Raw genomic sequence first — 22,793 nt, forward strand, 5'->3', positions numbered from 1 at the left:
ACCGCCGCCCACAGACCGATGACGTTTGCGACCTAGCCGGTCAGGTAGCGCTTGGGGGTGGTGCCCACGGTGCGGCGGAACGCCGTGAGGAACGCGCTCGGCGTTGCGTATCCCACGGCGTGCGCGACCCGTGAGACTGGTTGCCCCTCGGCGAGCATGGGGAGCGCGGCCCTCAGCCGCACGTGGGTGCGCCAGCGGTCGAAGCTTATGCCGGTGTCGTGGACGAACAGCCTGGTCAGGGTGCGTCGGCTCACGCCGATGGCCCGCGCGTGTGCCTCAAGGCTTCGGGGGTCTGCGGGGTCGGCGAGCAGCGCGTCGGCCACGGCGCGGACGCGTTCGTCGACGGGCTGGGGCACGTCGATGGGCGTGGTGGGCAGCGGGCGCAGCAGGTCCACGACAACCGCCTCGGCGCGCACGCGCGCGTCGTCGGCCAGGTCCTGGCGGGCGAGGTAGCCGATCAGGTGGGCCAGGAGCCCGTCGACCGCGACCGGCGTGGGTTCGGACCAGCCCAGGTCGCAGTGTTGCGGGTCGAAGTAGAGGCTGGTCAGCATCGCGTCGCGGGTCGCGCCTGTCCTGTGGACGACTCCTGCGGGCAGCCAGAGGGCCCGGGTGGGCGGCAGGACCCAGTAGTCGTCACCGATGGCCACGCCCAGCACGCCGCGTCGTGTCCAGGCCAGTTGGTGATGGGTGTGGCTGTGCACGGGAGTCCATTCCCCCGTGGTCAACGGGAAGGTCCCGACGAGAATCGCTCCCACCCCGGCGAGGCTGTCGGACTCATCACTCATGCGATCGAGGGTATGGCCTCAATGCGATACTAGGTGGCCTTGTAGCGTATTGAGGTCATCATGAGCGGCGGCCTAGCGTCGTCGCATGCCCATATCAACCCTGGCCACTGGGCGGCGCCGGGCCGCGCTGGTGGTGCTGTGCTTCGTGCAGTTCATGCTCATTCTGGACGACAACGTGGTGAACGTCGCGCTCCCCAGTCTCCGGGATGACCTCGGCTTCGATGCGGCGGGCCTGGCCTGGGTCGTGAACGCCTATTTCCTGGCGTTCGGCGGTCTGGTGTTGCTGTTCGGCCGGGTGGCCGACCTGCTGGGGCGCAGACTCGTGTTCTTGAGCGGCGTGGGGCTGTTCGGCATGGCAAGCCTGGCCTGCGGACTGGCGCAGGAGCCCTGGCAACTCATCGCGGGCAGGTTCGCCCAGGGCGCGGGTGCGGCCATGGCCGCACCCGCCGCGCTTTCGCTGATCACTCTGTTGTTCCCGGGGGCACAAGAGCGCGCCAAGGTGCTCGGCGTGTGGGGCGGCATCGCGGCGCTGGGCGGCACGACGGGTCTGGTGCTGTCCGGTGCGCTGACAGGCCTGGCATCCTGGCGATGGATCTTCCTGGTCAACCTGCCTGTGGCCGCGGCGGCCCTGGTCCTGCTGCCGCGTCTGGCGCCCGAAAGCCGGGCCGACCACCACCCCGGCCGTCTGGACGTGCCCGGGGCGGTACTGGGCACCGGTGCGCTGTTGTCGCTGGTCTACGGCCTGCTGCAGGAGCAGGGGCTGCCACTCGTCGTCGCCCTCGTCCTGGCCGCCGCGTTCATCGTGGTCGAGGCACGCACCCCGCAGCCCCTCGTGCCGCTGTCGTTTCTGGCCACCCGAACCCGCGCCGTGGCCAATGCCGCGACTCTGCTGTTCTCCGCCGGCTTCTACTCGATGGCGTTCCTGCTGATGGTGCACCTGCAGACCGTGCTGGGCTACGGGCCGCTCACGGCCGGTACCGCCTATCTGCCGTACGGCGCCGGCATCCTGGCGGGAATGTGGCTCTCCTCCCGCGCGGCGATCAGGGTGGGTGTGCGCCGAACGCTCGTCGTCGCGTTCCTGATCAGCGCCGCCGGACTATTCCTCCTGGCCGGGGTGGCGCCGGGCGACGGCTACGCCGCCGGAGTGCTGCCCGGCATGCTCGTCACCGCTGTCGGGTGCGGCCTGAGCCTGCCCGCGCTGACGATCGCCGCGGTCAGCGGCACCACCGGGGACAACGCCGGTCTCGGCTCGGCCATCTTCACCACCGTTCAGCAGGTCGGCGGCACCGTGGGGCTGGCGATCCTGGTCACCTTGGCCACGCGCCGCAGCGACGATCTGGTCGGCTCGGTCGGCGCGCAGCGCGCCGCGACGGAAGGCTTCTCCTTCGCGCTCACTGTCACCGCCGTCCTCCTCGTGCTCGGCGCCGTCCTCATCGCCACCCTGCTGGGAGCGGCGTCCCGGAAGGACGTCGAATCCCGGGGGCTGCCCGAAAGCCGCGCAGACGAGCCCGTCAAGGGCTGAGCCGTCGGAGCCGGTGTCGCCTTGGTCCGCACTCAAGGACCGCCGTTCGGCGTGACCTGGGGGTCGGACCTCGGCACAGGGCCTTGTGGTCACGGCTCAGCTGCTGCTGATGTTCAGCTTCCAGGTCCAGGGCTATCCCGTTCACGAGGCGGAGTCGCGGGCCGCTTCTGTGATGAGGGGGGCGGGGCTGAAGCCCTTGATGATGAGCCAGATGCCCAGTGACAGTTCCCAGACGATCTCTGGTGCCGTGAACAGGAAGTTCACCGGGGACTGCTGCTCGTAGGCGCCGAACAGGACAGCAGTCGCGGTGGCGCAGGCGATGGGGCCTCCGATGAGCCCGATGAGCGCCATGGGGCGTGGCACCAGGCCCGACCGGTACATCAGGTAGCCCAGCAGCAGCCCGTTGCCGAAGCCCGCACAGAAGGCGGGACCGAGCAGGAACGTCTGATCCTTCAACGCCACCAGTGACTGGCCGATCAGAGTGGCATCGGCGCCGCCCCCGCCCGCCAGGTCCTGCCGCAACGCGACGACGGCGAGGACGCTGACGACCCCCATCACGATGAGGGTCGCTTCGACGATTCGTAAGCCGATGTAACCGAGGGCGATGCTCTCGCTCTGCCGCTTCAAGATCGGGAACAGCACGACCGCGGTGGCGACGTTCGCGACGGCGGTCAGAATCTCGAGGAGGGCTCCAAGCCGCACCTGCGTGTCCGCGCCCGCTCCCAGGATGTAGTTCGGGTCATTGAGGACCGGGTCGTACAGCAACACGGCGGGGATCGATAAGACAAAGGTGAGGATGAACCAGACACCGGCGATCCTGGCGGTCCGCTGAACGGCGTCCACCGAGGTTTCCAGATTCCGAGATCTGATCGTGTTCACGCGACTCTCCAAGGCTTGGATCGGCCCCACGCGATTGCCGAGATAGCTGTAGAGAACCATGCTGAACGGGCGCTGTCCCCACCCGCCGGTGGCCGGTTCAAGCCGCGCGTCAGTCGCCGGCGGCCAGGAGCAGGGTGGCGGCCGTGGCGCGCAGCACGCGCCGGTTCAGGCCCTGGGTGACGGCACCGGCGGTCCAGATCGTGGACACGGCCGGGAGGGCCCGGTGGTACGAGGACATGGTGGCCGACACGTGGCCGGACCTGCTGGGGATGGGCGGGTCGCTGAAGTACGGCCAGGCCATCGCCTCGATGGTGGTCGGCAAATGGTCGGCGGTCTCGCGGCAGAACATCCTGGCCACGGCGCTCAAGGAGTGGGGGACGCTACGGCGCACCATCCACGCCGCCAAGTATCTTCGGATCCGGCATACAGACGGAACATCGCCTGGCAGCTGAACAGGGGCGAGTTTCTGGACGCGTTGCGCCGGGACCTGCACTACGCCCATCAGGGCACAGTTGCCAAACCGTACCCGACCAAAACGAGCAGGCGTGGTGCCTGACGGTGCTGATCGACGCGAGCCTTCATTGTCTGCTGAGGGTCCGGCTGAGCCCGGCGATGACGGTGGTGGCCAGGATCCAGCCAGAGGCGATCAGCAGGTACGAAAGCCACTGGTAGGCGCCCTGGGGTTTGTATGCCTTCTCCTGACCGAAATCGATGATCGGCAGAAGGAGGTCCAGGGTGTACGCGAAGGGGTTGAAGTCGGGAGCCTCCCCGGGTTTCAGCGGGGGCGGGTGATGCAGCCCGAACACGACCGCGCCCACGGCGGTGAGCAACGTCAGCCAGCGCGCGGCGCGCCCCGGGTGGTAGCCGTACCCGACGGTGACGTCCAGCAGGTGCCCCCAGATCCGGGCGGGCCAGGGGAGGGTGGCGCGGTGCCACCGCTGGCCGGCGAGTCGGACCGCGCGGGCCGCCGCGTCGTCGCCGACCGCCAGATAGGAGGCGGCGAGCTGCTGGTACGGGTGCGGGAGGTAGCCGTCTGGGTCGGCCTGGAGCGTGCGGATACGCTGAGCGGCGGGCAGGCGCGGGAGCAACGAGGTGTAGGTGAGCCCGTCCATCCTGATCGGCCCCCGCGCCGCCTCGGACGTGAGGTACAGCCGGCCGATCTGGGACCGGCGCAGGTTCAGCACCCCCTGGATCCGGCTGGAGATCAGCCACAGCTCGCCGATGGTGCAGCTGCTGGCCCGCAGCGCCACCGCTCGCGGGGCCGTGGGTGCCTCGGTGGAGGCGGGGGCCGACAGGTCCGCGTGTGCCAGGTTCACCTGCCCGTTGATGACCGCGCCACGCAGGTTGACGGTCCCGTCCGCACGGAGCCGTTCGGCCTCGACACGGCCGATCTGCACGGCGCCGGCGTCCAGCGCCACGTCACCGGGGTTGTCCAGGTGAGCGTCGGCCAGTAGCAGCGCTCCGGTGATCCGGGCCGCGTCCAGGCGGGTGAGCCCGTGCACGGTGGTGTGGGTCATGCGCAGCAACTCGTCCAGCTGGGCGTGTTCGGCAGCGACGGCGACCTGGCCGGGATGGGTGATGGTGGCCCCGTGCAGGTTGACGGGGCCTGCGAAGGTGCCCCCTGACAGCCGGATCTCACCGTCGACGGTGGCGTTGCGGGCAAGCAGGTCGCTGCCGAGCTCGATGTCGGTGCAGTGCAGCGCAGGTCCGGGGCCACCGGCCAGGTGCGCGCCCTCCACGGTGAGGTTGCCGGTGATGCGCGCGGTGCGCAGCACGATCCCTCCGTCGACGGTGATGTCGCGGGCGCGCAGGCCACCGCCGACGGTGAGGTTGTGGGCGACCAGGGCCGCTTCCGCCTCATCACCGCTGCGAGTGAGGACCGCGCCGTCAAGGATCACGTCACCTCTGACGGTGGCGTGCCTGGCGGACAGGTTCCGTACCCGGCACCGGCCCAGCCACAGATGACCGTCGATGTGGCTGCCGTCCAGGTCGAGACCCGACAGGATGCTGCCGGTCAGGTCCAGCAGCCGATGCTGTGCCCACTGGGCGGTGACCGGTGCAGTGAACCGGCAGCCGACCAGCCGCACCGGGCAGCCGATCTGCATGTAGTCCAGGTCCAGAGAGCCGATGATCTCCGCGCCGGAGATCGACAGTATCGCCGGGGGCCGCACCTCGCCCAGCAGCAGGTCGCGCAGCACCTCGGCCCGGATGGTCCGCTCCGGCCCCCAGGACTGGTCACCGGCCGCGTCCATGCCGGGGTCGGATCCCGGGCCGACGACGACATGCGCACCTCGGGGGAACGCCTCACTCAGGCGGCGTTCCGCCTCGGTCAACTCTGGAAGATCCATATCCGAAGGAGAATTGCGCCCGCGTCGTAGGGGCGTCAAGGGAAAATGATCAACGGGTGGTAGGGAGCCTCTTCGACCTTGCGGCCTCAGAAAAGGCCCGGGCGCGTGTGGCATGGCGAGGACTATGTCGAGAACAACCACAGCCTGCGCGACATCGCCTCCCGGCTGGTCATCACCACAGGCAAGGAGAGGGGACGGCACCCCTCACCTGCCACCATGATGCGCCTGCCCTGCGAACACGACGACCAGCAGGCAGCGGCCACAGGTTGAACCTCGACCCCGTCACCACGACTCACAGCTTCCGGGGGCTACTGAGGCCCCGGTTGCGTTCCTGGCCCGCTGCAGCGAGGAGCGAATCGGACCGCCAGGCCCGGCCGGGTGGAACGTCTGGTGGGGGCCGCGGCGGCCGGGGCGATGTCAGGTCGGCGAATGTTGGAGAGCGAGCCGGTCGAGGTGGTAGCGGATCACGGCCGTTGCGTCGTCGGTGGTTCGCTGCCCGAGCAGGACGCTGGTGCCCAGTCCGGCGGACATGGCGAGCAGGAGCGTGGCCTCGGTCTGAGGGGCGACGCGGGCGTCGAGGGCTCGGTTGCGCTGAGCGCGCTGGAGCTGGTCGGTGAGGAAACGCTCCATGGCGTCGGGAGCCTGCAGGAAGGGCCGGACGGCCAGTGCGGGGTCGGCGGCCGCCAGCACCGCATACGCGGTGTAGACCAGGTGGAAGGTGCGGCTGTCCTCGTCGGACGGCAGCGCCTCGATCAGCACGGCCTCGATGACCGTCCGGGGATCGTCCGGGTCGGTGGCGGCGTTCACCCGGGCGGCGATCCGTTCGCGCTTGCGCTCGGCCAGGTGGTCGAGCGCGGCGAGCAGCAGCTTCTCCTTGGTCTGGAAGTAGTACTGCACCAGGCGCAGTGAGACGTTCGCCTCGGCGGCGACGGATCTCATGGTCACCGCATGTAGCCCCTGACTGCCGGCGACCCGCAGCAGGGCTTCCATGATCTGGGTGTGCCGCGCGTCGCGGTCGGCCAGTTTCGGCACCGGCCCTCCTCTCCCTGAGTACCTGGTAGCCACCCCACCTTTTGATACGTATGTACCATAGCTTTGGTACATCAGTATCAATGCGGTGGGTGCCGGGAGGGGAACGTGACCAGAACCGAGATCGGGCGTTTCACCAGCGAAAAGGCCAGGGAGAGGTTCCTGCGGGCCTACGAGGACGCCATGGTGTTATGGCCGCAGCCGCGCCGGGAAGCCGACATCGACACCGGCTTCGGCACCGTGCACGTGCACCGCTACGGAACCGGCCGCGGCGAGCCCGTCGTGCTCCTGCACGGTCATGGCACGAACGCCTCGACGTGGTACCCCCAGGTCGCCGCTCTCGGCGCGCGACATCCGGTGATCGCGGTGGACACCATCGATGACCCGGGCCGCAGCGTGCAGCACACGGTGGTGGCGGACTCGGCCGACAACGCCAGGTGGCTGAACGAGGTATTCGCCGGGCTCGGTCTGGACCGCGTGCATCTGGTCGGCCACTCCTACGGCGGGTGGCTGGCACTCAACCAGGCCGTCCACGGTCCCGACCGGCTCGCATCGATCACTCTGCTGGACCCGGGTGGTCTGGCCAAGGTGCCCAGGCGGTTCTACCTCAACATGGTCGCCGGAGCCATGGCGATGCTCGCCCCGCGCCGGCTGCGGCCCCGGCTCGGACGGCTGCTGGCCAACGCGGCCCTCCTCTCGCCACCCGAGTTGCTCAGGCCGGCCCTGCTCGCCTCCCGGACGTTCCGTCCCGGCTCCCGCCCGCCGGCTCGGGTGTTCGCCGATGAGGAACTGCGCTCGGTGTCGGTTCCGGTATTCGCGCTCCTGGCAGGGCGCAGCGTGCTGCTGAACGCCGCTGCCGCTCAGGCCCGGCTCCAGAGCCTGATCCCCGGGGTGCAGGCGGAGGTGATCACGAAGGCCGGACACGGGCTGGCGCTGGAGCAGCCCGACCTGATCAACCAGCGTATTCTGCGCTTCCTCGACGCCCAGACGTCGGCACCCGAGCGGCGGCCTGGATGACCCCCCGGGGCCCATCCCCGCTGGGCACGACCACGGGAGTTCCTGCCGATCGCCGAGGATGCGGGCAACGGGGCGGCGGCACGCCTGGCGACCTTGCTCGGCCTACACCCGATCGTCCGGTTTCCCTCAGTCGGAGGCGTCGGCGGAGAAAAGCGGGAATGGCAGCGGTCCACTGTCCATGGCCAGGGTGCTATGCTGCCGTGCGTTCGATATCGGATCGGCGTGGGAGGGAGGTGAGGTTTGATGACCGCGGTGAAGACCGTTGCCATGTGCAGCGCCCGGACCAACCTCACGTCCCGGGCCCCGGTCTGACCCACTTCTTCCCCCAGCCGTGAGCCATCCGGCTCGCCGGGCGGGGTGATGTCCGCGTCTCGTCGGGGCCCCTTCTCCGCAAGGGTCTCACGTTGCCACACACGTACACCGATCCATCCGGCCTGTCCCGGTACGGGTGGACCGGCGCACTCGACCAGACCTTCACCGAACACTACGAAGCGGGCCTCGTGCCGGCCCGGATCTCCCGGGTCGATCGCGGCCTGTGCACGGCGATCACCACGTCGGGCCCGATCCGGGCCACGTTCGCCGCGCCGCACCCGCCCGACCCGCTCCTGACGCCCTGCACCGGCGACTGGGCCGCGTTGCGCCTGGGCGCCGAGCCGCACCTGGCGGCGCTGCTGCCGCGGCACAGCGCGATCGTGCGCTCGTCGGCGTCCAGGTCCTCCCACGGGCAGGTGCTCGCCGCCAACGTCGACACGGTCGTCATCGCCCTGTCGCTGGCCACGCCCCTGGACGCGGCCAAACTGGAACGGCTGCTCGCCCTGGCCTGGGAGAGCGGGGCGCAGCCGTTGATCGTCCTGACCAAGGCGGACCTGGCCACCGATCCCGAGGCCGTTCACGCCGAGGCCGGCGCGCTGGCACCCGGTGTGGACGTCCTGGTCACCAGCGTCGCCACGGGTCACAACATCGACGCGCTGGCAGCGCTGCTGCGCGGCACGACCGTGTTGCTCGGCCCGTCCGGGGCGGGCAAGTCCAGCCTCGGCAACACGCTGCTCGGCGAGGAGCTGCTGGCCACCGGCACGGTACGCGCACAGGACGGCAAGGGCCGCCACACCACCGTCCGCCGCGAGCTGGTCCCCCTGCCCGGCGGCGGGGTCCTCATCGACACGCCTGGCCTGCGTGGGATCAGCCTGCACGACGCCGCCGACGGCCTGGAGCAGGTCTTCGCCGAGATCGAGGACCTCGCCGCGCATTGCCGCTTCGGCGACTGCGCCCACGACACCGAGCCAGGATGCGCGGTCCAGGCCGCCATCGAGGCGGGTGAACTGCCCGAACGTCGCCTGCGCAGTTACCACAAGCTGCAACGGGAGAACGCCTGGGCGGCCTCACGTACCGATGCCCGGCTGCGCGAGGAGCGCGTCAACCGGCAGAAGGCCATCACCAGCCACCTGCGCGCCACCTACAGGTTCCGGGACCAGCAGCCGTGACCGGCCGCGTCCCGCCGACCTCCCCGAGTGCTCACCGTCCACCAGGAGACCGCACCACCATGCCCGAAAGCCCGCACGACCCGATCGGCGACCCCACAGTGGCGGCGTTCTTCGCCCTGCATGACCGCCTGGCACGTCAGGGTCCCGGCTCCGACGCGACCACCCGCCACCTGCTGTCCCTGGCCGCGCCGCCGGCGCCCCGCCCGCGCGTGCTGGACATCGGCTGCGGGCCGGGCCGCTCCTCACTGGTGCTGGCCCAGGCCGGCGCCGATGTCACCGCGGTCGACCTGCATCAGCCGTACCTCGACGAGCTGGGACGAACCGCCGCCGACCGGGGCCTCGCCGTCCACACCGTACGGGCGTCGATGGCGGACCTGCCCTTCCCGGACGAGAGCTTCGATCTCATCTGGGCCGAAGGATCCGCGTACAACATCGGCTTCGACACCGCGCTGCGCTCGTGGCGGCGGCTGCTCGCGCCGGGTGGCCGGCTGGTCGTCACCGAATGCGAATGGAGCACCGACTCCCCATCCCCCGAAGCCCGCGCGTTCTGGGACCAGGCGTATCCGCTGCGCACACGAGAGCGCAACATCGCCGCGGCGCACGCCGCAGGGTACGCCGTCGCCGCGACGCATCCCCTCCCCGACCGCGACTGGTTCGAGGAGTACTACACGCCGCTGTCACAGCGCGCCCACGCGGCCGACCTGGCCGTACCCGGGATGCGCGAGGCGGTCGCGGCCACCCTCCAAGAGATCACCATGCGCCGCGAGCACGGCTCGGACTACCAGTACACCGGCTACGTCCTGCATCCGCAGAAGGACAAGGAGACGAACCCGACCATGGCCCCTTCCTGGACCACCCGTCCCGAGAGCGCCGGTGACGTCGCCGCCATCCGCGACATCAACCTCGCCGCCTTCCCCACCCCGCACGAGGCCGACCTCGTCGAGGCCCTGCGGGCCGACCCGCAGGCGTGGCTGCCCGGCATGTCGTGGCTGACCGAGGCCCCGGGCGGCGATCTCACCGGATTCGCGCTGCTCACCCGCTGCCACGTCGGCGACTCGCCCGCCCTCGCGTTGGGTCCGTGCGCCGTCAGGCCCGAACATCAGGGTCGGGGCGCGGGTTCCGCGGCCATCCGCGCCGCTTTGCACGCCGCCCGCGAGCAGGGCGAGAACCTGGTGGTCGTGCTCGGCCACGCCGAGTACTACCCGCGCTTCGGCTTCACCCCGGCCTCCGGGTACGGCATCCGCCCGCCCTTCGACGTCGAGGACAAGTACATGATGGCGCTTGCCCTCGCCCCTGAGCGGCCCGTCCCGAGCGGCGTCATCCGCTACCCGGCGGCGTTCGGCGTCTGATCTCCCGCTCTTCGAACGCGGCGAACGGCCCTCAGCACGGCTGGGGGCCGTTCGGTCGTCGCGAAGGTTGGCGCATTACGCCCGGGCAGCAGTGTATGTGACAGGTAATGCGGGTTCTGTATCGCAGTACGCGGCGGCTGAGGGGCCGGTGACGCGGGCCGGCCAGGGGGTCAGGGGAGTTCGGTGAACAGGGCGAGCAGGTCGCCGATGCGGCGGTCGGCCTCGTTGGGGTGCCGGAACGGCCCGTCGGGGTTGATGGTGTAGTGGTTGCGGCGGCCGACCCGGGTGTGCTGAAGGTAACCCTCTTTTTCCAGGTCGGCGACGATCGCCTGGGCGGCGCGTTCGGTGATGCCCACCTGCGCGGCCACGTCGCGCAACCGCGCCGTGGGGTCGCGCGCCAGGGCCAGCAGCACGTGCGCGTGGTTGGTCAGAAAGGTCCAGCCGCGCCCCTCCCCGCGCCCTTTGCTGCCGTGCCGCGCCTGGACCGGATGCGCCCCTGCGGCCCCGCCTCTGGCCTGGCCGTCCCCCGCAGGGTCTGCGGAGGGGACGGCAGAAGGGCGGCCCGCTGCTGTCGGCTCGGCCCTCGTGCCGTTCGGCGTGCCGCCGTCGTCGTTCATTGGGTCACCGTCCCTTCGCCTGGCCTCACCCCCGAGCCTACACCAAAACACGCACCCCAATACAAGTAAAAAATTTCATGCATAGCTTGACGTGTCTTCTACTTCGTATAAATGTGGAGGGGCCGGCACCCGCCCGACCAGGGCATTCACCCAACCGGCCGGTCCCGGAGCGAAGGGAGCAGGGCTGATGCAGGAGTTGCCGTTGGCGGCGCCGCTGTGGGTGTGGCTGGCGCTGGCCGGAGGGATCGCGGTGATGCTGGCGGTAGACCTGCTGGCGCACCGCGACAACCATGTGATCGGGCTGCGCGAGGCCGCGGTCTGGTCGGCGGTGTGGATCGCCGCGGGGCTGGCGTTCGGGGCGGTGCTGTGGGTCTGGCAGGGCGACCAGGCCGCCGGCGCGTACTACGCCGGGTACCTGATCGAAAAGGCGTTGTCGGTCGACAACGTGTTCGTGTTCGCGCTGATCTTCTCCTACTTCGCGGTTCCGGCCGCCTACCAGCACAAGGTGCTGTTTTGGGGTGTGATCGGGGCCCTGGTGTTCCGGCTGGTGTTCATCTTCGTGGGTGCCGAGCTGCTGCAGACCTTCTTCTGGACCGCGTACGTGTTCGGCGTGTTCCTGGTCTACACCGGTTACAAGATGGCCTTCGCTCACGACACCGAGATCCATCCCGACCGCAACCTGCTGGTCCGCCTGGTCAAGAAGGTGCTGCCGGTCGATGCCGCCTACCACGGCGACCGGTTCTTCACCCGGATCGGCGGGCGGCGGGTGGCCACGTTGCTGCTGGTGGTACTGGTCGCGGTGGAGACCACCGACCTGATCTTCGCGCTCGACTCGGTCGCGGCGATCCTGGCGATCACCACCAGCACCTTCATCGTCTGGGCCGCCAACGCGTTCGCCGTCCTGGGGCTGCGCAGCCTGTACTTCTGCCTGGCCGGGCTGCTGCGCCGCTTCACCCGCCTGCACTACGGCCTGGCGGTCCTGCTGGCCTTCGCCGGGGTGAAACTGATCCTGTCGGAGACCCCGGTCGGCAAGCTGCCCATTCCGCTCACCCTGGGCGTCATCGTCCTCACCCTCGCGGTCTCCATCGTCTGGAGCCTGCTGGCCACCCGAGGTGCTCCCGCACCGGTGTCCGGTCAGGACGCCCCCAGCGGCGGCGAGCCCGACGCAACGGTCTCCGAATCCACGGCCCCGGACAGCACGACCCCGGACAGCACGGCCCCGGGCAACACCGCCCCTGCAAACGCACGGAGAAGGCAGTGACGCCCATGATCTGGACCGGCCCGCCGTACGGCCCGCCGGGCGAAGACTCAAGGCCCCCTGCCCGACCGGTCCCGCGGCGACCAGCCGCCCGGCCAATCATCCGGCCGGCCACGCCGACGCGGTGCGCGCCTGGCACCTGGCCGATCGGCCGGGCGGGCCGGTGGTGGCGGTGCTGACCGGCCAACCCACCGACCTGGCGGTGGCCGTGCACGGCGCGGCATGCGCCGCCGCCACAGGCGGCTACCCGGTGGCTGCGGCGGCGGTGGCCAGCAGCGGGTTCAGCATCAATCCTGTGCTGCACCAGGCACGCGCCGACCGGTACACCGCGCAAAGCGCGGCGATCGTCGCCCGCGTAGCCTCGCTGCTGGCCCGGCCGGGCCTGGTGTGCCGCCGGGCCACTCTGGTGGTGCCCCGGCGCGCCACCACCGGCCCCGGCGCCAGCATCGCCTCCGTCCCCGCCGGGCGGCTGCTGGCGCTGGCCCGCCGCCACGGAGCCTCGATCAGGTGCACGGCCTCCCACACCCCGCACGGGATGAACCGGGAGAAAAGCGCCACGTAGGTGCCGAAGACGCAGTGGTAGGCGATGCCGCCCGCGCCCCATACCGGATGGACGTCTCCGCAAGGGAGGTTGTCGATGTAGGTCTCCACCTGGCTGCCGTCGGCGGCCACCGCGGTGCCGTCCCTCCACGCCTTGACCACGTCCAGCTCGGCGAACGTGTTCACCACGGTCGCGATGGCGGCGTTCACCTTCTCCGTCGACAGCCCCCGCGCCGACACCCCGGCGATGCGCGTGGCCGCCTCGTACGGGCCGATGTTGATTGCCGGTCGCGGCTGTGCTCAGGCCACGTCCTCGCAGCGGTTGACCCTGACGCAGGGTCAATCTCTCACCATGGTCGGCATGACCACGAAGACGAGTGCAATGGACCACGGCGAGCGGGACGAAAGAAGCGACAGGACGATGCGGAACTTCACGGTCCACCATGACGGCGTCACGATCCCGGTGTCTCGCGGCGGCCGGGGACGGCCGCTGGTGCTGTGCCCCGGGCTGAACTCGACGCAGGACGACCTGCGCGAGCTGGCCGAGGTGCTGCGACATGACCATGACGTCGTGACGTTCGACCTGCGGGGCCACGGCGTCGCCTCGGCCGCCGACCGGTACTCCTTCGATGCGTTCCTCAGCGATCTGAACGCCGTCATGGCGGAGCTGGGACGCCTCGGCCTCCACGCGCCCCCCGTGCTCGTGGGCTACTCGCTGGGCGCCGACCTGGCCGTGCACTTTGCCTCCGAGCATCCTGGCATCGTGGCCGAGCTCGTTCTCATCGACGGGGCGAACCCGGTGCCCGAACCGTTCATCACCGAGGCCCTTCTGCCGGAGTTCCGCGCCATGTGGGAGGAGATGGCGACGCAGCAGGAGGCGGAACGGGGCACCGCGCGTCAGGTGTTGCTCACCGCCCAGGAGATCCTTGATCTGAACGTCGAGATCGATGTGGTCCGGTCAGGGATCCTTGACCGCTACCGGAAGGTCGACCGGCCCATCAGCATGATCATGTCTACCTCGATGGCCGGCGACAGCGGCGAAGGACATGCGCCGCGGCTCAATCAGAACTGGCGTGCCGGCATCGAGCGGCTCCTCCGCGAGCAGCCGCACATCGCCACGTCCTGGATCGACGCCGACCACGGGCTGGTCTTCACCCACGCCCGGGAGATCGCCCAGATCATCCGGAACGGACCTGGAGCAGCCGACCAGGCCGCCCCTGGGACCACCCCGTAGGAGACTGGTGCGATGCTGACCATCGGGGAGCTGGCGTCGTACTCCGGCGTGACGGTGCGCGCGGTGCGGCACTATCACGCCAAGGGACTGTTGCCGGAGCCGGAGCGGGACCGTTCCGGCTACCGCAGGTACGACGCCGGCGCCGTGATCGAGCTGATCAAGATCCGGACGCTTGCCCAGGCCGGGGTGCCGCTGGCACGGGTGGGGGAGTTGCTGCGCGCCGACGAGGAGGAGTTCGCCGCGGCGGTCGCGGACATCGACCGGCGGCTGCGGGCCGAAATCCGGCAACGGCAACGGCATCGGGAGCAGATCGCCCGGCTCGCCGCCGGGGACCACCTGGCGCTGCCACCGGAGGTGGTCGAGTATCTCAACTGCCTGCGGGCGATCGGGATCGACGAGCGGATCGTCCAGGTGGAGCGGGACGGCTGGATCCTGCTGGCCGCGCACTCACCCGAGCGAGTCACCGAGTGGATGGCACGCAAGCGCGAGCAGATCACCGACCCGCAGCTCATCGACTTCTTTCGCACCCTGAGCCAGGCCCTCGATCAGACCGCCGACGACCCACGGCTGGTCGAGTTGGCCGACGAACTAGCCGCCTACATCACGCGGATGGCCGACGAACAGGGCGAGGACTACGTCGACGACATCGACCTCGAGCCACCGCTGGCCAGCCTGATGGACAGATTGGCGTTCGACACCGTGCCGCCGGCCCGCCGACTGATCGAGCTGCTGGAGAAGCGAGGCTGGACCGGCTGGACCAAGCTTGAACGCGTAGCCCCCCAGAAGCAGCGGCTTCCTGATGCTCAGGAACTCCACCGGCATGGCCGCATCGTAGGACCGACCGACCACTGAACAGGGCCCGCCGCTCGGGTCGGTGTCACCGGCCGCAAAGTAGCTGTGTGTGATGGTGGTGACGTTTCGTGTTCTCATAGATGTTCGGTTGTGCGAGTTCTGCGAGACCGCTTCTCGCGGGCGTGTTCGTGGGGGTCGTCGTTATTCACAGAACTCCTCTCGCAACTCGCGCCTTGTGAGAGGTAGTTCTGAGAGAATCCGGAGATGGAGCTGGCTCCGGAGGTGTCGATTCCTGTAGTCGTCCGCACCGATTTCCGAAGTTCTCCGTACCGACCCGCCTGACACCTCGTTGCCGGGCGAATCAGTGCTCTGCGGGTTGTTCAGCCGTATCGGACCTGCCTTGCGATCGGGGTTGTGGGTGATGCGGCTGGGGGCCAGTCGATGTCGCCCTCGAGCATGCGTTGAGCGAAGGTCCGGGCTTCGGTGAGGTACTCCGCGTGGCTAGTGGCGCGCTTGGTGCGGAAATCGTGGTCGATGAGTACCTCTATGTCCTCGAATTCCTCGGAATCCTCGATGTCGAGGTGGGTGAGGAACGCGGCCAGTTCGGGGCGCGAGCCACGCACCGTTTCGAGGGCATGACGGGGGAATCCGCTGGAGTACCGGGCACCGTGGTATTCGTCGACGACGCCGAGGAACAGGGCGTCGAGGGAGGGGAAAGCCGACGGGTCGAGGAGTGCGCGCGGCAGTGGCGTGCTGAGCATTCGCTGGCCGGCGTTCCCGCAGTCCTGTTCCAGGTCGAGCTCGAGCAGTCGCTGTGCGGTGCGGGAGGTGGCCAATGCGATGAGGCCATCGTCTCCGATGACGTTGTCGTGCAGGTCCAGTTCCCACAGTTGCGGCATTACCGCCCACGAGGCGAGGGCCCTCGCGCCGCGTGACCCGACGCTGTTGTAGGCGAGCGAGACGCTCCGGAGGTCGGGAGCTGATGTGATGGCGGTGAGAGCTTCGATGTCGTCGTCGCCGAGACCACATTCAGCGACATTCAACGTTCGAAGCGTGCGCCAGACCGGGGCGTTCGCGAGCGTTTCCGGCCAGTGGGTGACGGGGTTGAACGACAGGTCGAGGACGTGGAGCCGCGTCAGCGTCTTGGACTCCATCAGGGTGGAGAGGCCTTCGGTGCCGACACCTGTGGCGGACAAGTTCAGGTAAGCGAGCTTCGCAGCGTTGGGTGACGCAGCCCAAGCCTCGGCGCCGGAGTCACCTACCGGTTGGACGTTGGGGCGGCCGTAGTACGGAGAGCCTCCGTTGCTGCCGCTCAGATCAAGGTACTCAAGCGTCGGCATCGTCGCGTTAACCGCCAGATGGCCGGCTCCGACTGCCCCGAGCTGGTTGCGGCTCAGGTCAAGATGTCGCAGGCGCGGAAGCGCCCCGCCGGCGGCAATTGCTTGGGCCGTCCGGTCCGTGGCCACGACGCCCGTGAGCGTCAGCTTCTCGATGCGATCGCGGTCGATGGCTTCCAGGACCCGGGCGATGGCTCCATCACCCAGCGGCAGCAGTTCCAGGCTCAGCTCCGTCAACCGGCCGATGAAGCCGCCGGCGGCGATGGCGTCCAGGCCGCGGGCGCCGAGCCCCTCGCTGCCCAGCCCCATGGACTTACCCACCACTCTGAGCGTCTGCAGGTTCGCAAGGTCCGCATGCGCGAAGAACTGCTCGCATGCCTGGTCGTCCTGCTCGATGATGTTGCCGAAGTACGGTTTTCCCAAAGGTTGACGCCCGTCGTGGCCGCAGCGGAAGCCGATCGCCAAGCGGTCGAGGCGAGCGAGTTCCGCGCAGTCGGCGAGTGCCCGCGCCTCTTCGGTACTGCTAACGAGGACGTCGGCTGAGCGCAGGTCCGGCACCAGTCCGGAGCGGATGAGGTGGACCAGATCGGGCGCTCGCATTCCGGCGTGCCTTAGGCGCCATGGCGTCCCCGATTTCGGCCGGAAGGGCGGCTTTCCGAAGTGGAAAAGATCTTCCCAGACGTCCAGCAGGTTCAGCGATTCGAGTCGCGTTACCGCGGATCCGCGGCCGAGTGCCGCGACCAAGTCCGCGTCATGATCGGTGATGAATCCGACGTGAACCGACCGGAGTTCGGGCCAGTGTTCCATCGAGTCCGCCAAGACTGAAAGCTGCTCACGGGCGAACAAGCCGAGGTTGAGGTGGGTAACAGAACGGACTTCGGCCCGCATTCGCGGGTCCGGCAGGGCGGCGGCGCGAATACCGCAACGCTCCGATCGCAGGTCCAATGCTCGGACGAGCGGCCAGACAGCCTTCGAATATCCGGCCTCCAACGCGGCCAGCCAGGACCAGGGCGCCTCACGCACCTCGTCAGGCCAGCCGCCGAGGCGCTCGTCGCAGAGAGCAATGAGATCCGGCGGGCTCTCCTCACGCTCGAGCGCCGCGCACAGAGCACGAAAGGCCACCTTGCCCGGCGGCCCTCCAAGTATCCGCTCGACCTCCGCTGCGTATTCGATCACCCCCCAAACCTACCGGGACGCCCGACCAACTGAACGGCACGACGCCCTGGCCGGAATGTCGTCGGTGGAGCCGGGCGTTTTCTCGTTCCAGGGCGTTGGCGGGCCTCAGTGGCGGCGGGGCGGGGCGAGGATGCCGGTGATCTCGGCGACGGCCTCGCTACCTGGTCGGGTGTAGCGCATGGCGGTGCGCGGGTTCTTGTGTCGGGTCTTGGCCATGATGAGCTGGAGCGGGACTTTCTGCTCGCCGATGTGTGGCCGCGGAGTGGCGCAGTTGGTGAGGGGCGAGGCCGAGGTGCCGCTCCATGAGGACGCGGACGCGGTCGTAGCCCAGGCGCGGACGGCCGGGTGTGCGGGCAGATGTGCTCCGGGCCCGGACGGCGAGCCGGGACGGGCTTGCGGTCGGCGAGGAACAGCGGTCCTCGCGCACGGACGGGCCCGTCGGAATGGTCATCAGGGAGGCGAAGGAGCCGGGGCAGGAGACGGGCGGTTCCAGCGTCCCAGTACACCCCTTCGATGTCGCCGCCCTTGGACCTCAGTGGCGCCCGCCGGTGCTCCTGGTCCAGGTCCTCGACGTTGAGGGAGAGGATCTCGCTGGTGCGGGCGGCGGTCTCGTACAGCATCCGGCAGAGGGTCTTGTCGCGCAGCGGGATGTCGCGGCGCGACAGGAGCCGCTCCAGCTTGGTCTTGGCGACGGCCTTGGTGTGGTCGACGTTCTCCCGGCGGCGTTCGGCGTCGGCCGGGACCGACGGCGCGCTCCACCGCTTCTTCGTGGTGCACCAGGTAAGCCAGGAGGCGACCGCGGCCCGGTTGCGCTTCCAGGTCGCCGGCGCGCTCCAGCCCCACGGCGAGAGCAGCGCGTCTTGTTGGCCGGCAACTCCAGCTCCGCCTCATCCAGCGTCCAGCACTCGATGAGTCGAACGGCCGAGCGGCTTGGCGCCAGGACGCACGTGGTCAGAGCGGCTGGAGCCGGGTACGCAGGAGGCAGAACTCGTTGCCTTCCGGGTCGGCCAGGACGTGCCAGGTCTCGGTGCCGGTCTGGCCGACGTCGGCGGGCCTGGCGCCGAGGGCGAGCAGCCGCTCAAGTTCGGCATCCTGGTCGCGGTCGGTGGCGTTGACGTCGATGTGCAATCGGAGCTTCCCGGTGCGCGGGTCGCTGCTGGGGCTGATGACGAGGGTGGGCTGCGGACCGCCGAAGCCGGTGTCGGGCGGCCCGATCTCTATGCTTCCGTCGTCTTCCCGGCCGAGTTCGACGTAACCGAGGACCTCGCTCCAGAACGCGGCGAGCCGGTCGGGATCGGCGGCGTCGATAACCAGCTCACTGATGCGGCATGCCATGCCCGACAGTGTACGTAGACAACCCGAGAGTCGATCATCGGCCGCGTGCTCTGCCGACGGCCCGGATGTGGCGCGACCTCCTCTCGGCCGCCGCGCGCCTGGCCCGGTGCGGCAGGCGGCTCCGGCCCCGCCCCGGCTCCGGGTGGCCCGCCACTGGCCATGGGGCCGATCTCCGCCGTCGGGCAGCAGGCGTCGGTTCTCGGTGATGAGCCCGCCTCCACGACGTATCGGCCCCGGAGGGCGAGGTGTCTCGGAGATCCCGCCGGAGGCGGTCCATCCGGCGGTGGGGACGCGGACCCTTGTCGACATCAGCGCCGTTGCACAAGGCGATGCGACGCCGGGATGAGTGAAGGGCGGCAAGACCTGGCGTGACCCCGACGTCGGTGGGGCTCGGGCCTGCTGGGGATGAGGGCGCCGATACGGCGTGTGGGAGAGGCGGGTGCGGTCATGACGTCAGAGTGCCAGCAGAAGTGACGTCACCTTGGTGCTTGACCTGACGTCTATTTGACGTCATAGTGAAGCCATGGATCTGATGCCGTACGTGGAGAACCTCCGCCGCGAGCTCGCCGTCGCCGCCGAGGCGGGCGGTCCGGACGCCCGCGCGCTGGCCGAGCGCCTCACCGGCGTCCTCGAGTCGGCCACGCGGCTCACCCTGCTGGAGGCTCTGTCGGCCGCGGCGGACGAGATCACCAGCGATCTCGCGCCGGGCTCGGTCGAGGTGCGGCTGCGCGGCGGCGACCCGGCGTTCGTGGTGACGCCGCCGCAGCCGGGGCCATCTTCGGGAAGCGCGGCCGGGGGCGTGGCGGAGACCGCAGCGGAGACCGGACCGCCATCCGCCGGACCGCCCCCCGCGGGGGCGGCGCCTGCGGAGGAGGGCGGCACCGCGCGGATGACCCTGCGGCTGCCTGAGCACCTCAAGGCTCGCGTGGAGGAGGCGGCCGGCAGGCAGGGGATCTCGGTCAACGCCTGGCTGGTCCGCGCCATCTCCGCGGCGTTCGAGCCCGGCGCCGGGAGCGGCCCCGGGAGCGGCCCCGGCGACCGGCCGCAGCAGTTCCAGAGCGGGCGCAGCTACACCGGCTGGGTGCGCTAGCGGCACACGCCCGGTTTCGTCCCCGTCACCATTCATCGCCCGGCCCCGAGGCCGGGATGTTCCACCGGCCCCATGAGGAGGGCTCCGCCATGCCTGCTTTCGACACCCCCGAACCGATCACCGCCGACATCCAGATCTACGTCGGCCAGGTCCGCATCCACGCCGGCGACCGCGCCGACACCGTGGTGGAGGTGCGCCCCAGCGACCCGTCCACCGAGGCGAGCGTGCAGGCCGCCGAGCAGACGATCGTCGATTTCTCCGGCGGACGGCTGCTGGTCAAGGGGCCCAAGCCCAGGGCTCTCGGGTACCTGCGGTCCTGGCGCGGTTCCATCGAGGTGACCGTCGACGTGCCGGCCGGGTCCCGCGTCGAGGCCAAAGGCGCCGCTGGAGGCGTCGCGGACTTCATCGCCACCGGCCGTCTCGGCCAGGCCGTCCTGCACAGCTCGAACGGCGATCTGCGTTTGGAGGAGGCCGACTCGCTGGAGGCCAGGGCCGCCAACGGCGACATCTCCGTCGGCCGGGTGAACGGCCCCGCCGAGGTGACCGCTTCCACCGGGTCGATCCGGATCGGGGCCATCGGCGGCCCCGGCACGGTGAAGAACTCCACCGGTGACATCACCCTCGGTGAGGTGTCGGGCGACCTGCAGCTGAAGACCGCCACCGGCGGCATCACCATCGACCGGGTGCTGGCCGGCCTCACCGCCAGGACCGCGCACGGCCGGATCCGGATCGGCGCGGCGGTGAGCGGCACCGTCCACCTGGAGAACGGCTTCGGCAAGGTCGAGGTCGGGATCGCCGAGGGCACGGCCGCCTGGCTCGACCTGCATTGCAAGAACGGCGTGGTCCGCAACACCCTGACCGCCGCCGAAGCCCCCGAGGCGGCCGACAGGGTCGTCGAGGTGCACGCGCACACCAACTGGGGCGACATCGACATCCACCGGTCCTGAGCCCCCGACACCAGCAGGGAGACCCCCATGAGCGACGCGATCACGGCCGAAGGGCTGGTCAAGAGGTACGGCAAGGTGACGGCCCTGGACGGGCTGAGCTTCTCCGTCCCGCAAGGGACGGTGCTCGCCCTGCTCGGCCCGAACGGCGCCGGAAAGACCACGACGGTACGGGTCCTGACCACGCTGCTGCGCCCTGACGGCGGCCGTGCCACCGTCGCCGGACACGACGTCGTCGGCGACGCCCGGCGGCTGCGCGCCCACATCGGGCTGTCCGGCCAGTACGCCGCCGTCGACGAGCACCTCACCGGCGCCGAGAACCTGGAGATGGTCGGACGCCTGTACCACCTGGGCGCCAAGCGCAGCAGGGCCCGCGCCCGCGAGCTGCTCGAACGCTTCGACCTCACCGACGCCGCGGACCGTCCGGTGAAGGGCTACTCCGGCGGCATGCGCCGCCGTATCGACCTCGCCGGCGCGCTGGTCGCCGACCCGCCGGTGCTGTTCCTGGACGAACCCACCACGGGACTGGACCCACGCGCCCGCGCCGCGCTGTGGGACACCATCTCCGAACTCGTCGCGGGCGGCAGCACGCTGCTGCTGACCACCCAGTACATGGAGGAGGCCGACCGTCTCGCCGACCAGATCATGGTGGTCGACCACGGCCGCGCCATCGCCCGCGGCACCGCCGACGAGCTGAAGGATCAGGTCGGCGGCAACCGCATCGAGCTGACGGTGACCGACGCCGCCGAGCTGGAGACCGCCCGGCAGACGCTCGCCTGGGTCGCCGTCGGCGCCATGCGGACCGTGCCGGAGTCGCTCCAGACCACCGCCCCGGTCACCGACGGCCCCGAGGCCCTCCGCGAGGTCCTCGGCCGGCTGGCCGAGGCGGGGGTCCGGGTACGGGACGCCGGGCTGCGGCGTCCCACCCTCGACGACGTCTACCTCACCCTGACCGGGCGCCAGGCGTCCGGCACCGGCGAGCAGGTACAGGAGGCCACCCGATGAACGCGCTCACCATGCCCGTCGCCGACGGCTGGACCATCGCCAAGCGCAACACCCTGAAGATCAGGCGGTCGCCGGACCTGCTCGGTGCCGCGATCATGTTCCCGATCGTGTTCGTGCTGATGTTCGCCTACGTCTTCGGCAGCGTCATCGAGGTGCCGGGGATGTCGTACCGGGAGTTCCTGCTCCCCGGCATCTTCGTCCAGGCCGTGATCATGGGCGCGCAGATCACCGGCTACACGCTGACCCTGGACCTTCAGAAGGGCATCTTCGACCGGTTCCGCTCCCTGCCCATGGCCCCGTCCGGGGTGCTGATCGGCCAGACCGTCAGCGACCTGCTGATGAACCTCGCCGGCCTGGTCGTCATGGCGGTGATGGGACTCATCGTCGGCTGGCGGGTGCACACCTCGCCCTACGAGGCCGTCCTCGGTTTCGGGCTGCTGCTTCTGTTCGCCTACGCGTTCTCCTGGTTCACCGCGACGGTCGCGCTGGCCCTGCGCACCCCGGAAAGCTTCAACAACATCGCGACCATGGTCTCCTTCCCGCTGATGTTCATCTCCAACGCCTTCCTCGACAGCTCCAGGCTGCCCGCGCCGCTGCGCGTCATCGCCGAGTGGAACCCCGTCTCCACCTTCACCCAGGCCGCGCGGGAGCTCTTCGGCAACACCAGTACCGCGATGAAGCCCTCGGACGCCTGGCCGATGCAGCACGCCGTCCCGGCATCGCTGCTGTGGATCGCCGTCATCCTGGTCGTGTTCGTCCCGCTGGCGACCCGCCTCTACAAGAGGGCGGTCAGCACCTGACCACCGGCGCAACGCCAAGGCGCCCCGCCCGCCGCCCGGCGCGGGGCGCCTTCGGCGTGCCGGAAGCGTCCGGCCGGGAACCGGCGTGGCCGCGCCGTCACGCGCCGGGACTTCACGATCCTCACGCGCCGGCGGGGGAGGGCCCGGTGTGCGGTCAGACCCGGTCCACCGGTTCGCGGATCCGGGCGGTGAAGATGTTCCGCACCTCTTGACGACGGCCCTGAATCTGGAGATGGTTGACACCAGAATTTCTGG

The 22,793-nt window shown here is 69.9% G+C and carries 22 protein-coding genes and 2 pseudogenes; 14 read left to right on the forward strand and 10 right to left on the reverse strand.

Annotation, left to right across the window (positions count from 1 at the left end; all coding sequences use genetic code 11):
• Positions 1 to 32: 32 nt before the first annotated feature.
• On the reverse strand, positions 33 to 785 hold the full coding sequence (locus tag IW256_RS18665) for a helix-turn-helix transcriptional regulator (RefSeq protein WP_197012213.1): 753 nt from the start codon (positions 783 to 785) through the stop codon (positions 33 to 35).
• 85 nt (positions 786 to 870) lie between these two features.
• Here IW256_RS18665 and IW256_RS18670 point away from each other — a divergent pair, with 85 nt between their 5' ends.
• Positions 871 to 2,307, forward strand: coding sequence for an MFS transporter (locus IW256_RS18670; RefSeq protein ID WP_231403838.1), 1,437 nt, complete (start codon positions 871 to 873; stop codon positions 2,305 to 2,307).
• Positions 2,308 to 2,448: 141 nt separating this feature from the next.
• Here IW256_RS18670 and IW256_RS18675 read toward each other — a convergent pair whose 3' ends face one another.
• Positions 2,449 to 3,246: a DUF4386 domain-containing protein gene (locus tag IW256_RS18675; protein WP_197012214.1), complete on the reverse strand. Its 798-nt coding sequence runs from the start codon at positions 3,244 to 3,246 to the stop codon at positions 2,449 to 2,451.
• A gap of 49 nt (positions 3,247 to 3,295) precedes the next feature.
• Positions 3,296 to 3,436: a hypothetical protein gene (locus tag IW256_RS43110; RefSeq protein ID WP_197012215.1), complete on the reverse strand. Its 141-nt coding sequence runs from the start codon at positions 3,434 to 3,436 to the stop codon at positions 3,296 to 3,298.
• Between the two features lie 19 nt (positions 3,437 to 3,455).
• Between IW256_RS43110 and IW256_RS43115 the strand changes: the two genes are divergently transcribed.
• Complete coding sequence (locus IW256_RS43115; RefSeq protein WP_420535452.1) at positions 3,456 to 3,638, forward strand: Tn3 family transposase; 183 nt, start codon at positions 3,456 to 3,458, stop codon at positions 3,636 to 3,638.
• Between the two features lie 126 nt (positions 3,639 to 3,764).
• Here the strand turns inward: IW256_RS43115 and IW256_RS41210 are convergent, their stop codons facing one another.
• Positions 3,765 to 5,519, reverse strand: coding sequence for a polymer-forming cytoskeletal protein (locus IW256_RS41210; RefSeq protein ID WP_231403840.1), 1,755 nt, complete (start codon positions 5,517 to 5,519; stop codon positions 3,765 to 3,767).
• A 93-nt stretch (positions 5,520 to 5,612) separates the two neighbouring features.
• Between IW256_RS41210 and IW256_RS18695 the strand changes: the two genes are divergently transcribed.
• Positions 5,613 to 5,804: a hypothetical protein gene (locus tag IW256_RS18695; protein ID WP_197012217.1), complete on the forward strand. Its 192-nt coding sequence runs from the start codon at positions 5,613 to 5,615 to the stop codon at positions 5,802 to 5,804.
• Positions 5,805 to 5,951: 147 nt separating this feature from the next.
• On the opposite strand, the gene IW256_RS18700 is transcribed toward IW256_RS18695, so the two are convergent.
• Complete coding sequence (locus IW256_RS18700; protein ID WP_307828943.1) at positions 5,952 to 6,566, reverse strand: TetR/AcrR family transcriptional regulator; 615 nt, start codon at positions 6,564 to 6,566, stop codon at positions 5,952 to 5,954.
• A gap of 105 nt (positions 6,567 to 6,671) precedes the next feature.
• On the opposite strand from IW256_RS18700, the gene IW256_RS18705 reads away from it, so the two are divergent.
• From IW256_RS18705 to IW256_RS43125, 4 genes and pseudogenes are all read left to right on the forward strand, one after another.
• Positions 6,672 to 7,580: an alpha/beta fold hydrolase gene (locus tag IW256_RS18705; protein ID WP_197012219.1), complete on the forward strand. Its 909-nt coding sequence runs from the start codon at positions 6,672 to 6,674 to the stop codon at positions 7,578 to 7,580.
• A 404-nt stretch (positions 7,581 to 7,984) separates the two neighbouring features.
• A complete protein-coding gene (gene rsgA / locus IW256_RS18710) occupies positions 7,985 to 9,061 on the forward strand; it encodes a ribosome small subunit-dependent GTPase A (RefSeq protein ID WP_197012220.1) in 1,077 nt (358 codons plus the stop codon).
• Between the two features lie 59 nt (positions 9,062 to 9,120).
• Positions 9,121 to 9,588 (forward strand): annotated as a pseudogene (locus tag IW256_RS43120) (class I SAM-dependent methyltransferase); the annotation flags it as partial.
• A 309-nt stretch (positions 9,589 to 9,897) separates the two neighbouring features.
• Positions 9,898 to 10,410 carry a GNAT family N-acetyltransferase gene (locus IW256_RS43125; protein WP_231404920.1) on the forward strand — a complete coding sequence of 171 codons (513 nt, stop codon included), beginning with the start codon at positions 9,898 to 9,900 and terminating at the stop codon, positions 10,408 to 10,410.
• 170 nt (positions 10,411 to 10,580) lie between these two features.
• On the opposite strand, the gene IW256_RS18720 is transcribed toward IW256_RS43125, so the two are convergent.
• The gene (locus tag IW256_RS18720; protein ID WP_197012222.1) at positions 10,581 to 11,027 is read right to left on the reverse strand and encodes a helix-turn-helix transcriptional regulator; all 447 of its coding nucleotides are present in this window, start codon (positions 11,025 to 11,027) and stop codon (positions 10,581 to 10,583) included.
• A 187-nt stretch (positions 11,028 to 11,214) separates the two neighbouring features.
• Between IW256_RS18720 and IW256_RS18725 the strand changes: the two genes are divergently transcribed.
• A complete protein-coding gene (locus IW256_RS18725) occupies positions 11,215 to 12,288 on the forward strand; it encodes a TerC family protein (RefSeq protein WP_197012223.1) in 1,074 nt (357 codons plus the stop codon).
• Between the two features lie 240 nt (positions 12,289 to 12,528).
• On the opposite strand, the gene IW256_RS41225 is transcribed toward IW256_RS18725, so the two are convergent.
• Positions 12,529 to 13,035, reverse strand: a complete 507-nt coding sequence (locus IW256_RS41225; protein WP_307828944.1) for a Tn3 family transposase — start codon at positions 13,033 to 13,035, stop codon at positions 12,529 to 12,531.
• Between IW256_RS41225 and IW256_RS18735 the strand changes: the two genes are divergently transcribed.
• Positions 13,022 to 14,059: an alpha/beta fold hydrolase gene (locus IW256_RS18735; protein WP_231403841.1), complete on the forward strand. Its 1,038-nt coding sequence runs from the start codon at positions 13,022 to 13,024 to the stop codon at positions 14,057 to 14,059. The genes IW256_RS41225 and IW256_RS18735 overlap by 14 nt on opposite strands.
• Before the next feature lie 12 nt (positions 14,060 to 14,071).
• The gene (locus IW256_RS18740; protein WP_197012224.1) at positions 14,072 to 14,911 is read left to right on the forward strand and encodes a MerR family transcriptional regulator; all 840 of its coding nucleotides are present in this window, start codon (positions 14,072 to 14,074) and stop codon (positions 14,909 to 14,911) included.
• 320 nt (positions 14,912 to 15,231) lie between these two features.
• Here the strand turns inward: IW256_RS18740 and IW256_RS42775 are convergent, their stop codons facing one another.
• The 3 genes and pseudogenes from IW256_RS42775 to IW256_RS18755 form a co-directional block, all read right to left on the reverse strand.
• Complete coding sequence (locus IW256_RS42775; protein WP_197012225.1) at positions 15,232 to 17,364, reverse strand: leucine-rich repeat domain-containing protein; 2,133 nt, start codon at positions 17,362 to 17,364, stop codon at positions 15,232 to 15,234.
• A gap of 569 nt (positions 17,365 to 17,933) precedes the next feature.
• Positions 17,934 to 17,984: pseudogene (locus IW256_RS43040) on the reverse strand (hypothetical protein); the annotation flags it as partial.
• Positions 17,985 to 18,315: 331 nt separating this feature from the next.
• Positions 18,316 to 18,699: a VOC family protein gene (locus tag IW256_RS18755; RefSeq protein ID WP_197012226.1), complete on the reverse strand. Its 384-nt coding sequence runs from the start codon at positions 18,697 to 18,699 to the stop codon at positions 18,316 to 18,318.
• A 523-nt stretch (positions 18,700 to 19,222) separates the two neighbouring features.
• Between IW256_RS18755 and IW256_RS18760 the strand changes: the two genes are divergently transcribed.
• From IW256_RS18760 to IW256_RS18775, 4 genes are all read left to right on the forward strand, one after another.
• Positions 19,223 to 19,789 carry a toxin-antitoxin system HicB family antitoxin gene (locus IW256_RS18760; protein WP_197012227.1) on the forward strand — a complete coding sequence of 189 codons (567 nt, stop codon included), beginning with the start codon at positions 19,223 to 19,225 and terminating at the stop codon, positions 19,787 to 19,789.
• Between the two features lie 89 nt (positions 19,790 to 19,878).
• Entirely contained in the window at positions 19,879 to 20,736 is an 858-nt protein-coding gene (locus tag IW256_RS18765; protein ID WP_197012228.1) for a DUF4097 family beta strand repeat-containing protein, read from the forward strand.
• A gap of 27 nt (positions 20,737 to 20,763) precedes the next feature.
• Positions 20,764 to 21,738, forward strand: a complete 975-nt coding sequence (locus tag IW256_RS18770; RefSeq protein WP_197012229.1) for an ATP-binding cassette domain-containing protein — start codon at positions 20,764 to 20,766, stop codon at positions 21,736 to 21,738.
• Positions 21,735 to 22,538 carry an ABC transporter permease gene (locus tag IW256_RS18775; RefSeq protein ID WP_197012230.1) on the forward strand — a complete coding sequence of 268 codons (804 nt, stop codon included), beginning with the start codon at positions 21,735 to 21,737 and terminating at the stop codon, positions 22,536 to 22,538. Before IW256_RS18770 ends, IW256_RS18775 begins: the two co-directional genes overlap by 4 nt.
• The last annotated feature ends 255 nt before the right edge of the window (positions 22,539 to 22,793 follow it).

Origin of the sequence: Actinomadura viridis, from assembly GCF_015751755.1 — a bacterium.
In the GTDB taxonomy this organism is placed as follows: domain Bacteria; phylum Actinomycetota; class Actinomycetes; order Streptosporangiales; family Streptosporangiaceae; genus Spirillospora; species Spirillospora viridis.